Genomic DNA, 13,218 nt, shown 5'->3' with positions numbered 1-13,218 from the left:
GTTGCAGTTCAGTTTTGAAGCTTTATAAATGATCATGAAAAGGGGGCAGGCACACTGTCTCGGAGCAATGGGGCCGAATATCAGGCTTGTAGCGGGAGCGGCGGAAACGCTGAAACGATATGAACAGAACTCAGGTCAATTATGCTGGCAAGGTTGCGATTGGTGCGATGCTCGCTATTTCGTTCTCCATACCGAGCCTTTATGCTGCAACCGTTGCCAATAACGACAGCGCAGCGCAGACTATTGTCGTTACCGAAGGCGCTTCCAAGCGTGAAATGCTGGTTGCACCGGGTGAGACGGTAGACTTTTGCAATGGTGGCTGCTTCGTAACATTCCCGAACGGTGATCGTGAGGCGCTGAAGGGTGACGAAACGATCACGATTTCAGGTGGCAAGGCGACTATTCAGTAAGCAACTGTGTGACATTGAAAAGCCGGGGTGTTCGCCCCGGCTTTTTGTTGCCTGTCATCAACTGCGCGGCTTGAGGTTTTCCGGATCGTAAAGCGGCTTGTAGCCAATTGATACGACTTCGACCGGATAGGTTTCGCCGAAATATTCCACGTTGAGCTTGCGACCTTCCTGGCAATAGGACCAAGGCAGATAAGCAAGTGCGATGTTTTTGCCGATTGTCGGGCCGTAAGCGATGGACGAAGTGAACGAACGGCGGCCGAGGTCATCGACCAATGTTTCGCCGGTTTCCGGATCCATAACTGGCAGGATGCCAACCGGATAACGAGCGACGCCTTTGGAATCGACATTCTCGCTCATAACCAGCGTGCAGAGCATGGCTGGCTGGTGCTCGCGAGCTTTATATTCAAGGTGTTTGGCCTTGCCGCAGAAATCCGCTTCCTTGACCTTTGGGCGCGCGAGGTCGGCTTCGAGCAGATTATACTCGGTGAGCAGGTCCGCATTTTGGAGACGCAGGCTCTTTTCCATGCGGCGCGTATTCGCATAGGTTTCGACGCCCACGGCAATAGCACCAGTCGAGCGCAGCGCATCCCAGATGGCCAGGCCATCCTCATAGCGCATATGCAATTCCCAGCCCTGTTCGCCAACATACGAAATGCGGAACGCTGTCACGTCCTTGCCAGCAATACGGATCGGCTTGATGGCTGCAAATGCAAAATTCTCGACATTGAGACCATCGGGATCTTCAACGACTTTCTTGAGATTGTCGCGCGCATTTGGTCCCCAGATGCCAATGGTTACGTATTTTTCCGTGACATCGGTGATGGTGACGTCAAAGCCCTTATCTTCGGCTACGCGGCGCATGTAATGGAAATCGCGCGGACCAGCATCAGCGCCGTTGATCATACGGATGTGGTCAGCCATGCGGATTGCGGTGAAGTCAGCACGAACCATGCCTTCATCGTCGAGGAAGTGGGTGTAGATGCCTTTTCCGATATTGGCATCGCCGCCGATCTTGGCAGCACATAGCCATTCCATCAGCTCGACATGATCTGGGCCTTCAATATCGTACATGGCGAAGTGCGAGAGATTGATGATGCCGCAATCATCGCTCAGAGCCAGATGCTCGGCGTTGGATACGCGCCAGAAATGGCGGTTGTCCCATTCGTTCTCACGCACCGGGACGCGGTCGCCATATTTTTCCAGCAGGTGCTCGTTGGCCGCATAACCGTGCGCGCGCTCCCAGCCGCCGAGCTCCATGAAATGGCCACCTAGCTCCTTCTCGCGTTCATAGAATGGCGAGCGGCGAATATTCCTGCCCTTGGAGAATGGCTCACGCGGATGGACTGCTGGGTTATAGACCTTCATCGCGGTTTCAGTGCAGCGATCCCAGATGAACTGCTCAGTCATCTGATGCGGATAGAAGCGCGAATAGTCGATGGCATGGTGGTCGATGGAAGTACGGCCATCGGTCATCCAATCGGCGATGAGCTTGCCCATGCCGGGGCCATCCTTGACCCATATGGCAACTGCATACCAAAGCCCGCGCACCTTCTGACTTTCGCCCATGGATGGGCCACCATCGGTCGTGACCTGAAGAAAGCCATTGAAGGAGTGGCTTTCATTGTAGCCCAGTTCACCAAGGATCGGCGTCAGTTCGATGGCGCGTTCGAGCGGCTCAAGTACCTGTTCCATGTCGAGATCGCGCTGGGATGGTGAAAGACGGGCTTCATGCTTCTCCAGTAGATCACGCGGATGGCAAAGGCGCGGATTGGTTTCCTCGTAGTAACCCCATTCGATCTGGCCGCCTTCAGCAGTCTTCGGATCGCCGGTGTCGCGCATATAGGCCGAGTTGCCCTGATCACGCAGAAGCGGCCAGCCGATTTCCTTGCCGGTTCCGGCAAATTCATTATACGGGCCGAAGAATGTCAACGGATGGTCAATTGGCATCACCGGCAGGTCTTCGCCAACCATTTCGGCAATCAGACGACCCCATAGCCCCGCACAAATGACCACATAATCCGCTTCTATCGTACCGCGATGGGTGACGACTCCCTTGATGCGACCGTTCTCAACAACAAGCGACTGCGCCGGGGTATTGGCAAAGCTTTGCAGTTTGCCTGCAGCTTCGGCCTGATCGATCAGCTTGCCAGCAACCGTCTGCGAGCGAGGGATGACAAGACCCGCATCTGGGTCCCACAAGCCGCCCTGAACGAGGCTCTCTTCAATAAGCGGAAACTTTTCTTTGACCTCGGATGGTTCCATCAGGCGGGCGCGGGTGCCAAAGGCTTTCCCAGACGCCACTTTGCGCTTCAACTCATCCATACGGGAATCGTCACCGACGCGGGCAACTTCAATGCCGCCAACGCGGGCGTAATGGCCCATCTTTTCGTAGAAATCGATGGAGTAGAGCGTCGTCCAGCACGACAGGAAGTCATGGCTGGTGGCGTAGCAGAAGTCGGATGCGTGCGCTGTCGAGCCAATATCGGTGGGGATGCCGGATTTATCGATACCGACAATATCGTCCCAGCCACGCTCAATCAGGTGGTGGACGACCGACGCGCCAACGATGCCGCCGAGCCCGACAATGACTACTTTCGCCTTCTTAGGAAACTCTGCCATTTTATGCGATCCCATTTTGTATTTGATGGAATCATAGTGATTGGCATGGACCAACAATTGTCATTCTACGACATAATCACGGCGTGGGGCGACCGAAGCTTATTGGTTGCTGCACGTCGGTGCGTATGCGCATGGTCTGACCATGTATCAAGCTGATGATTTGATTCAGGGGTTAGGCTTATCGATATGATTTTAAAAGAAAAGCCGCATCGTGAGAGATGCGGCTTGTGAGGCAGAAATGGCGGTTAAGCCGCGATGAGCATTTTACGATCAGCGCGCTCCTGCTGTGGCGAACGCCCGTAAAGCTCACGATAGCACTTGGAAAAATGCGACGCGGAAACGAAGCCACACGCGACGGCCACTTCGACCACTGGCATGGATGATTGCAGCAGCAGATGCCGCGCTCTGTCGAGGCGTATTTCGAGATAGTAGCGCGCGGGCGAGCGCCCCATCTCCTGGCGGAAGAGACGTTCGACCTGACGACGCGACAGGCCAATATTATGGGCTACGTCGATGAGTGCTTCTGGTTCAGAAAGATTAGCCTCCATCATTTCGATGATGGTGAGTATCTTCGAGTTCTGAATGCCGAGACGTGCGCGTAATGGCAGACGCTGACGATCATGTGGATTGCGAACCCTGTCGGTGAGGGCCTGTTCGCAAATTCGATTGACCAGATTATCGTCAAAGTCGTCGCCGATGAGCTTTAGCATCATATCAAGCGATGCCGTGCCGCCTGCGCAGGTGTAGATGTTGCTGTCTACCTCAAAGAGATCGGCATAAACCTCCGCCTTTGGAAAGGCTTCCGAAAAACCGGGCAGGTTTTCCCAGTGAATGGCACAGCGTTTGCCAGATAGAAGGCCTGCTGCCGCCAGAATATGCGCGCCGGTACAAAGACCGCCAACCGCGACCCCGCGATTGTATTCCTCGCGGAGCCACGCAAAGACGGACTTGTTGCGGAAGTCTTCGACATAGACGCCGGAGCAGACAAACACCATAGATGGGCGCTGTTCGCGCTGCAGAAAGCGGCGCTCGTCTTCCAGCGACGCATTGACCGCGCATTCCACGCCATTTGACGCTTTAACCGGCTTGCCATCAGTGGAGGTGAGCCGCCAGCGATAGGCCTCATAACCCAGCATTCGATTAGCAATGCGCAGCGGTTCGATCGCTGTCGCAAATGCGATCATCGAGAAGTCAGGGACCAGAAAAAAAACAATAGACCGCTTAATCGATGAAGCTTGATTCATAGCCTGATCGTTCCCATTCTCGAAAGCCTTTACTGCGGTTCCCGACGCAATTCAGGCTTTGTGCCTCCGTCATGACATGGGGACCTCATTCAGGCCCAGTCATCCGGTCGCATTTTGACCGGTTATCCTGTTGCAACAGCCCGGATTTATAGGGGGTAGGCTATGACGCAAACAGGACAGACATATTGAGACATAGAACTTTCAGATTGAATAGTGCGGCTAAATGCCTGCCGTATAATGGCATCTATATGTCGCTAAATTGAGGGCAGGGCTTATCCTGCCCTCAATTGTCTTTTTGCATTGTTACTATTTTGGGTTTCTGGTGATGCCCGGGAGGCGATCATCCACGCAAGGCCAGCCAATATCGTGCAAGATATGCTCCGGTAAAGCTTCCAGCATTCTGCGGCTTTTCTTGATGCGCCGCTGATACGCCCAGTAAGAATAATACGAGACTACTGATGTAATCTTATCTTGCAACCAGTACGGGATTATCGTTGGGCGCGAACCGCATTCGCTTTTCAGTGCTTCACATTGAATGCTCATTTTCGTTCTCCTGACAAAAAGTGAGACCAAGTGGTTGAGTTGAGATGCTCTGATCTCGATGTTGACAGCTTGCGACCATCTTGACGTTCAATCAAATGAAATATAGAAAGGTATAACATCAGAAAAATTGAACTAATAAAATGCGGATTCCACTATGACAGCGCCGGTTCAGCATCCCCTGCCAATGCTCGATATTGATGTGCTGCGTACATTTGCAGCCATTGCAGATACGGGTAGCTTTTCGGCGGCGGCAAATGTGGTGTTTCGCACGCCTTCAGCCGTTTCGATGCAAATCAAGAAGCTTGAGGAGCAGCTCGGTGTCGCCGTCTTTGAACGCGACGCCCGGTCTGTGACACTGACCAGCGATGGCGAAGTGCTGCTTGGCTATGCACGGCGTTTGCTCGCTCTCAATCGCGAAGCAGTAGCAAAATTTGTGGCCCCGACCGTTACGGGCGTGGTTCGGCTCGGTTCGCCGGATGACATTGGTGAATGCGTTTTGCCTCTTGTCTTGAAGCGCTTTGCTGAAACCCATCCGGGTGTAACTGTTGATGTGGTGATCGATCAGAGCAGCAATTTACGTAAGCGATTGGATGAACGTCGTCTGGATGTGACGCTTATAAACCTCTCGCATACGGTCCCGAGCAAAGGCGATGTTGAGATATTGCTCGATGAAGAGCTGGTGTGGGCGGGCGCTAAATGCGGCACCGCCTATCGCCGTGATCCGCTGCCACTTTCAATATGGGAAGAGGGCTGCGCCTGGCGGGGAAATGCGCTGGAGGCTCTTGAGAAGTCTGGACGTCCTTACCGCATCGCCTATATGAGCTCTCATTCAACAGGCCAGCGCGCTGCGATCATGGCTGATCTTGCCATAGCACCTTTCGGTAAAACCTTGCTTGGTGAAGGGATCGTCGCTCTTGGTGCGGAACATGATCTCCCGCAGCTTGGGCGTTATCAGCTTGGGATGATTATCAAGCCTGATGCGCGGCAGCATATTCAGGTTGTCGCTGAACATTTGCGCACTGTCTTCGAAGCCTATCGGCGTAGCGGTCGTTTCGATACTTTTCGTAATGCGTGAGCGAGCAAGCAAAATCTTGGGAAGTTTTACTCATTCCCTCTCTTGCCAGCAAATAAAGCTGCTCTAGATTTCATATGTGACAGCCGACTAACGGCTTCACCGCCAGAATGCCCGGCAGCGCGCGTCAGGTAGTTTGGGAGGCATATTTGGTTGAATTGAACATCTCAATGGAGAGACTGTTATGAAGTTATCCCGTATTGTCCCCGTTGCCATCGTTCTGTGTGCTTTCACGCTAGCATCTTGCGCGAATACGGTGCGTGGCGTCGGACGTGATGTCAAAGGCACCGCGCACGCTGTGCAGGAAACTGTTGAATAAACTAAAATGGTCCGGGCTCGTTACCTGGACCATTTTTTTGAGCAGTTCCAGTTTAGACTGAAACGTTGAAACCACTCTGACTTTTTTACGTATTATCCTACGAAAAACCGCTTCACGCTTTTGCTGGAAGTGCTTTAATTTTGCAGGAAATAACTTACTTTCATACTCATGTCTGGACGGGTTTTATACGCGATTGTGGTCGTGGTGATACCCGTCTCAGGAACCGTGATTTGCGCCTCATTGATAAGCGCAGTTATACGCTCGTTGGGCGTTGCTTCTCCAAACCACATGACCAGAGTGGGTCTGGCAGCATTTGCCGCACCAAAAGGCGTTTCGGGGTGAATGACCTGAAGCGACGGATCAAATAAGCGGAAATTCCCCGGGATCTGTGCATTGTCTGTGAGGATAGTCTTAAACTCACCGTGCTGCTTCACTTCATCATAAAGCCGCTGATATTCCAGTTGCCCATAAGGCGGTGTGCTTGAGCCATATGTCAGATAATAACCAAGAATAGGCGGTACGATCAGTGCCGCAAAAATGCTGACCCTCGCGAAATCGCGTAGAGCATTACTACCAGCGCGATAATGCGAAAACCAGGCAGCGGTCGCTGCAGGCAACAAGAATAGTACTGGCTGCAACCAACGATCCTTAATATTGTTCACGCCTGCAGCAACGACGCCAAAAAATACGATCAGCATACCGATCACCAGCAGGTGACGCATGAATGTTTCGCCGGGTGAGAATGGCTTTGGCGGCGATGTACGTTCTTTGAAATGAATGAGTGCGATAATTCCGGCAATCGCAAGTACAACGATCGAAAACAGAAATGCCGCTTCAACGAAGCTTCCCACGCCGTTCAAACGATCTGCAAAAAGATTACCGGAAGCGCCAATTTGCAGCTTGGCAGATCGGGCGATGACGCTTGATTTATGCGCCAACATCCACGAACCGGTCGGTGCGAATGAAGCGCCGAAGGCAAGAATGGTAACCAGCGAGAGCTTGGAAAGAAGGATTCTTCTATATTCTGGAACAGACAGGCCGGTAGCGATCAGCATGATAACGAAGATCGATGCGTTGAATTTACCCAGAATGGCCGCCGTCATGGTAATTCCAAGTACGGCTGCCGAACCCACATGACGGGAACGCATGTGCCAGGCGAAAGCCAGGAAGGCCCAACCACATCCTGCTGTACCTGCGATGGAATGCGTCAGCGCTCGTTGAGATTCCCAGCCAATCTGCGGCACGAGAAACAGCCCCAGCATCGATGTGGATGCAACAATGCGCGAGAAACCGAGCAAACGCATTGCGCCAAACACGCTCAGGAACAAGCTTGCAAGCATGCCGAATTTGACGATTTGCAGCGTCAGCATTGAGGTGCCAAGCACCGAGGCGGCGATATTTGTTATCCATGTATAGAGCGGGGGCTGCGAGCCGCCATATCCCCAATCGAGATAGCCGATATTGGCGAGCTGCTCGGCATCATCAAGGCCAGCACCATTTGATACAAGCGTGACAAAAACTGCCTGGAAGGCGAAATAGCAAAGGACAAAAAGCACTGCCGCCGGCAGACCGAAGGTATTTTTTTCGGCTGAAGGTGCCGTTATTGGTCTTGTTGTATTCAAAATCTATTGGCCCCAGAAAGAATTAGGTTTTGTTCGGCTAGCAAGCAGCGGCTAGCTTTCACAGGATTGTGGCCTTAATTCAATCGCAGCAGCTAATTCTTATGCAAAAATCACGGATAAGTTATAATTATAACAACGGCAAAAACCGCGCTGCCTCGTCAGGTGCACGGTCTTGCCAAAAACGCATGGCGTTCCCGCCAAACAATACACAGGCGGGAGAGACTGAAGCTCCGGTACGCAGTACCAGATCCGGAGCAACGAGAGGGTTTGACCCGTCTCTTGCTCCCTTTTAGCGCAACATCGTTACCGGACGGTTATCAGATACTTAAGCAAATCTAAACAAAGCAAGTTTTTTCACTTTTCTGGAGAAAAACTCCTTAGAGCGGTTCCAGTTACGGTTGAAACGTCGGAACAGCTCTAAATCTTCGTGCATTTACCTCGGGCATAACGACATCGTATTTTTTACCCAGAAGTTTTAGTCCCCCGCTTTGGTTGCGCGTAGAAAATTGATAATGCCCGAAAAATCTTCTCCGCCATGGCCGTCACTGTCGAAGCGGCTGTAAAGTTCTTCCGCATGTGCTCCCAACGGTGTTGCTGCGCCAGCACTTTTAGCGGCTTCCTGCGAAAGCTTCAGGTCTTTCAACATCAGAGCTGCTGCAAATCCGGGTTTGTAATCACGATTGGCGGGCGAAGTTGGCACTGGGCCCGGTACTGGGCAGTAGGTGGTCAGGGACCAGCATTGGCCGGAGGATGTTGAGGCTACATCGAACAGCGCCTGATGAGAGAGGCCCAGTTTTTCGGCCAGTACAAACGCCTCACTGACGCCAATCATGGAAATGCCCAGAATCATGTTGTTACAGATTTTCGCGGACTGTCCCGCACCATCGCCACCGCAATGGACGATTTTGCCGGCCATAGGCTTGAGAATTGGCTCTGCTTTGCCAAATGCGTCATCGCTGCCGCCCGCCATGAAGGTGAGCGTGCCTGCGGCAGCGCCGCCTGTCCCGCCAGATACAGGCGCGTCGATCGAAAGGTGACCGTATCTGGTCGCGATCTCGTGTGCCTTGCGCGCCGAATCAACATCGATTGTCGAGCAATCGATGAAAACTGAATCTTTTCTGGCTTTAGGCGCGATGTCTTCATAAACCGAAAGAACATGTCTACCTGCGGGCAGCATGGTGATGACTGCATCCGTATCGCTGACAGCGTCCGCAGCACTTGCAGCAATCTGGAGCCCGTTGGCTTTCGCTTCCTCAAGATGAGCAGGCAATAAATCGAAACCTATGACCTTATGCCCGGCTTTTACCAGATTGGCGGCCATTGGGCCGCCCATATTGCCGAGGCCGATAAATGCGATAGTGGCCATGATTTTCTCCCATTCAATATGTGTATCAGCGTCCGATCAGCTGGCGTGCAATGATGACGCGCATAATCTCGTTTGTACCTTCAAGGATCTGGTGAACGCGCAGATCGCGGACAAGCTTTTCGATGCCGTAATCGTGCAGATAGCCGTAGCCGCCAAGAAGTTGTAAAGCGTCGTTGGCGACATCAAAACCTGTGTCTGTCACAAAACGCTTGGCCATAGCAGACCACTTGCCTGCGTCGTGGGTTTTGCGGTCGAGCTTGCTTGTGGCCGTGTAAAGGAGCTGGCGTGCGGCCGAAAGCTCGGTTTCCATGTCGGCGAGGCGGAACTGCAAAGCCTGAAAACGATCAATCGTCTGGCCGAAAGCTTTGCGCTGCCCGCAATACTCCAGCGCTTTGTTAAGTGCTGATTGCGCACCGCCCATTGAACATGCGGCGATGTTCAGCCTTCCGCCATCAAGTCCGGCCATTGCAATCTTGAAGCCGGTACCTTCGTCGCCCAAACGATTGGCAACTGGAACGCGGCAATTGTCGAAAATGACTGTGCGAGTTGGCTGCATATTCCAGCCCATCTTGTGCTCATTGGCTCCAAAAGACAGTCCGGGTGCATCTTTCGGCACAACGAGAGTAGAAATTCCTTTTGGGCCGTCCTCGCCGGTACGCACCATGGTAACGTAAAGATCAGTCGCGCCAGCTCCAGAAATGAATTGCTTGGTTCCGTTGATGACATAGTGTTCGCCATCACGCTCAGCGCGCGTACGAAGGGCTGCCGCGTCGGAACCGGAGCCAGGCTCGGTAAGACAGTAGCTTGCGAGGGTTTCCATAGATGTCAGTTTGGGCAGGAACATCTGGCGTTGGTTTTCATCGCCAAATGTGTCGATCATCCACGCAGCCATATTGTGAATGGAAATAAACGCCGAAAAAGCCGGACAGGCTTCGGCCAGTGCCTCAAAAATAAGGACTGCATCCGAGCGCTTGAGCGCTGAGCCGCCGACATCGTCGCGCACATAAATACCACCCATCCCCAGTGGGCCGGTTTCTTTAATGACATCTATCGGAAAGTGTTTGTCGCGATCCCACTGCAGCGCGTGAGGCGCTACAAAATCGGCAGCAAAACCACGCGCCATCTCTTGAATAGCGAGTTGGTCTTCGTTGAGTTCGAATTGATTCTGGTCCGCCGTATCCATGGTTTCCTCCCTATGAGCACCGCGCCTCCTAGCCCGACTAGATCACAATGGCGCGTTGCTGCCAACGCTCCATTGGAATAATGTTGCTCACTTTTGTAATAATCGGATGCGCATTTTTGCATATAAGCTTGCGGAAAGGTGCAGCGATTGCCAGTCGCAGAAACTTGGGATAGGCACGGGACATGACACGCGCGATCATGTTTCAGGGAACGGGTTCGGATGTCGGCAAAAGCGTGCTTGTTGCGGGTCTTTGCCGGGTTGCCCGCAATCGCGGACTGAAAGTCCGGCCATTTAAACCGCAAAATATGTCCAACAATGCAGCCGTCAGTGACGATGGCGGCGAAATTGGCCGCGCGCAGTGGCTGCAGGCATTGGCTTGCGGTGTGCCATCATCTTTTCATATGAATCCGGTTCTTTTGAAGCCGCAAACCGATATGGGCAGTCAGGTGATTGTTCAGGGGCAAGTGCGGGGAGAGGCCCGCGGGCGCTATTATCAGCAGTTGAAGCCGCAACTTATGGCGGCGGTGATGGAATCTTTTGGCATTGTCAGTGACGGCGCTGATCTTGTACTGATCGAAGGAGCCGGTTCGCCTGCAGAGATCAATCTGCGCGCTGGCGACATTGCCAATATGGGCTTTGCCACCCAGGCCAATGTGCCGGTGGTGCTGGTGGGAGATATTGACCGGGGCGGTGTTATTGCATCGCTGGTCGGTACGCACACAATTTTGTCGGAAGAAGATCGCGCGATGGTGCGTGGTTTTCTTATCAATAAGTTTCGCGGTGATATTTCGCTGTTTGATGATGGCTTGACTGCGATCACAGACTTCACGGGTTGGCGGTCTTTCGGCGTCGTTCCGTGGCTCAAAGCAGTTTCACGTTTGCCTGCAGAAGATTCGGTCGTGCTGGAGCGGGCAACGCGCGGTGATGCCAAAGCTTTAAAAGTGGCAGTACCAATGCTGCCGCGTATAGCAAATTTTGATGATCTCGATCCATTGAAAACAGAGCGCCAAGTCGAGGTCGTCATGGTTCCACCGGGGCAGCCATTGCCACATGATGCGGGCCTTGTCGTTCTGCCGGGAACCAAATCCACGATAGCTGATCTGATTGCCTTCCGTGAAAACGGTTGGGAGCGAGATTTACGGGCCCATGTGCGGCGCGGCGGGCATGTGCTTGGCATTTGTGGTGGGTTTCAGATGCTCGGAAGCCGCATCAGTGATCCTGAAGGCATCGAAGGGCAGGTTCACGAGATTGAAGGACTTGGATTGCTCGACGTTGAGACTGTGATGGAGCCGGAGAAAGTTGTGCGTAACGTCGCGGCCCGCTCGGTGCTCTTTGATACAGCTCTTGAAGGTTATGAAATTCACATCGGTCGCACTGGGGGGGCAGATGTTATTCGCCCGTTTGCCCGCATTGGCGATCATGATGATGGAGCCATGTCAGCGAATGGCCGGATCATAGGGACATATCTGCATGGTGTTTTTGGAGCAGATGATTTTCGGCAGCATTTTCTCGCAGCACTCGGCGTAAGCAGCTCAGGCGGGAATTATCGTGCTGGCATCGAAGCGGCACTTGATGAGTTGGCTGAAGGTTTGGAAAGCTGTCTGCATATCGACGATCTATTTAGTTTGTCCTAATTTTAAATCAGACGTTATGAAACCCCAAAGAATTTATTGCAAAAATCATTCCGTAATAAATTATTTCTAGCAATTTTTGCGACAGAATTTATTGCGATTTATAGTTTAGTATTTATGTCTTAAATATAGAATAATATTTACTTGAATTGATATTTTATTTGTATTGTTTTTAGAGGTAATTGTGAAGTCTGATTCAATTTTATTAGAAAATACTAATAATAATTATACGGATTTGAATAAGAGGTTTTTGTATTTTTCTATTGCCTTCACAGGTGTATTTATAATTTTTCCGCAAATTGATCTTGCTGTATCAAGATATTTTTTTAGTTCAGGTTCTTTCTTTATTTCTGAGAATTTTTTTTGGACTTCTCTAAGAGATATGCATCGGTCAAGTCAGTGGTTTTTTTTGATCGCTGTGTTGGTCTTGCCGGTATTGTATGCGGTGTGGCGATGCCCGCTTCCTTCAATTGCACCGCATAAAATTCTCTATGTCAGTTTGACCTTTATCCTTGGGTCGGGGGCCTTGGTTCAAGGCTTGAAGATACTCATAGGGAGAGCGCGGCCAAGGCATTTGATCGAGTTTGGCGGTTTGTCCGATTTTACGCCTGCATGGCAATTGGCGGGCATATGTCGCAACAACTGCTCATTTCCATCAGGAGAATCGTCTGCAGCAGCAGTGATGTTATCTCTGCTCGTTTTTGTTCCTGCCCGCAGACGTAAGGTTGCCGCGCTTATCCTTGTACCATTGTTGGTGCTCATTTCGTTGAATCGTGTGTTTATGGGTGCGCATTTTCTATCGGATGTGGTTATTGCCTGGACGCTGATCGTTGGTCTTATGCTTTGGCTGCGGCCTAGAGTTTTGCGTAATGCGGATGCAATTGACAACTGGGTAAGGCTTCGAGGGGAGGCTGCCCGCAAGCGTCTATACCCGATAGGCTGATTGACGCCGCATTGGCGAAGGCCTAGTGTCGATTTATGCAACAGGTTTTGCCGGGACGAAGCCCCGGCGATACCAAAAGGGAATGCGACGGACGGACCCAATCCGGGCGTCTTTATCGCAGCCGACCCCGCGACTGTAGAGCGGAGAGGGATGAGGCAAGCCGGTTAACCGGCAGCCACTGGAAACCATCAGCGTTTCTGGGAAGGCAGCTTCAGACCCTGCGACCCGTGAGCCAGGAGACCTGCCTGTTGCGTGAAGGGCATTAT

Annotated in this window: 10 protein-coding genes and 1 riboswitch; of the genes, 5 read left to right on the top strand and 5 right to left on the bottom strand. The window is 52.2% G+C overall.

All coding sequences use genetic code 11. From position 1 onward, the window contains the following. The first annotated feature begins 119 nt into the window (after window positions 1–119). The gene (locus ACSME1_RS02405; protein ID WP_105705797.1) at window positions 120–410 is read left to right on the top strand and encodes a hypothetical protein; all 291 of its coding nucleotides are present in this window, start codon (window positions 120–122) and stop codon (window positions 408–410) included. Between the two features lie 57 nt (window positions 411–467). On the opposite strand, the gene ACSME1_RS02400 is transcribed toward ACSME1_RS02405, so the two are convergent. Next, window positions 468–3,029 (bottom strand): GcvT family protein, encoded by a 2,562-nt coding sequence (locus ACSME1_RS02400; protein WP_105706055.1) that lies wholly within the window; start codon window positions 3,027–3,029, stop codon window positions 468–470. 245 nt (window positions 3,030–3,274) lie between these two features. Next, window positions 3,275–4,273 (bottom strand): GlxA family transcriptional regulator, encoded by a 999-nt coding sequence (locus ACSME1_RS02395; protein ID WP_024898911.1) that lies wholly within the window; start codon window positions 4,271–4,273, stop codon window positions 3,275–3,277. A gap of 697 nt (window positions 4,274–4,970) precedes the next feature. Between ACSME1_RS02395 and ACSME1_RS02390 the strand changes: the two genes are divergently transcribed. Together ACSME1_RS02390 and ACSME1_RS02385 are read left to right on the top strand one after the other, a co-directional pair. Beyond that, window positions 4,971–5,891 carry a LysR family transcriptional regulator gene (locus tag ACSME1_RS02390; protein WP_100558818.1) on the top strand — a complete coding sequence of 307 codons (921 nt, stop codon included), beginning with the start codon at window positions 4,971–4,973 and terminating at the stop codon, window positions 5,889–5,891. A gap of 181 nt (window positions 5,892–6,072) precedes the next feature. Then, window positions 6,073–6,207: an entericidin A/B family lipoprotein gene (locus ACSME1_RS02385; RefSeq protein WP_007875604.1), complete on the top strand. Its 135-nt coding sequence runs from the start codon at window positions 6,073–6,075 to the stop codon at window positions 6,205–6,207. A 134-nt stretch (window positions 6,208–6,341) separates the two neighbouring features. On the opposite strand, the gene ACSME1_RS02380 is transcribed toward ACSME1_RS02385, so the two are convergent. The 3 genes from ACSME1_RS02380 to ACSME1_RS02370 form a co-directional block, all read right to left on the bottom strand. Next, complete coding sequence (locus ACSME1_RS02380; protein WP_235822346.1) at window positions 6,342–7,763, bottom strand: ArnT family glycosyltransferase; 1,422 nt, start codon at window positions 7,761–7,763, stop codon at window positions 6,342–6,344. A gap of 541 nt (window positions 7,764–8,304) precedes the next feature. Next, window positions 8,305–9,195, bottom strand: coding sequence for a 3-hydroxyisobutyrate dehydrogenase (gene mmsB / locus ACSME1_RS02375; protein ID WP_105705801.1), 891 nt, complete (start codon window positions 9,193–9,195; stop codon window positions 8,305–8,307). 25 nt (window positions 9,196–9,220) lie between these two features. Beyond that, window positions 9,221–10,378, bottom strand: a complete 1,158-nt coding sequence (locus ACSME1_RS02370; RefSeq protein ID WP_105705803.1) for an isobutyryl-CoA dehydrogenase — start codon at window positions 10,376–10,378, stop codon at window positions 9,221–9,223. A 182-nt stretch (window positions 10,379–10,560) separates the two neighbouring features. On the opposite strand from ACSME1_RS02370, the gene ACSME1_RS02365 reads away from it, so the two are divergent. Together ACSME1_RS02365 and ACSME1_RS02360 are read left to right on the top strand one after the other, a co-directional pair. Then, window positions 10,561–12,012 (top strand): cobyric acid synthase, encoded by a 1,452-nt coding sequence (locus ACSME1_RS02365; RefSeq protein WP_105705805.1) that lies wholly within the window; start codon window positions 10,561–10,563, stop codon window positions 12,010–12,012. 181 nt (window positions 12,013–12,193) lie between these two features. Continuing rightward, entirely contained in the window at window positions 12,194–12,952 is a 759-nt protein-coding gene (locus ACSME1_RS02360) for a phosphatase PAP2 family protein (protein ID WP_210202166.1), read from the top strand. Window positions 12,953–12,977: 25 nt separating this feature from the next. Further along, window positions 12,978–13,215: riboswitch (cobalamin riboswitch) on the top strand. Window positions 13,216–13,218 lie beyond the last annotated feature (3 nt).

Source organism: Brucella pituitosa (assembly GCF_965577835.1).
Classification (GTDB): Bacteria; Pseudomonadota; Alphaproteobacteria; order Rhizobiales; family Rhizobiaceae; genus Brucella; species Brucella pituitosa.
Note: the sequence above shows the minus strand (reverse complement) of the source record. Positions and strands in the feature narration are given on the sequence as shown.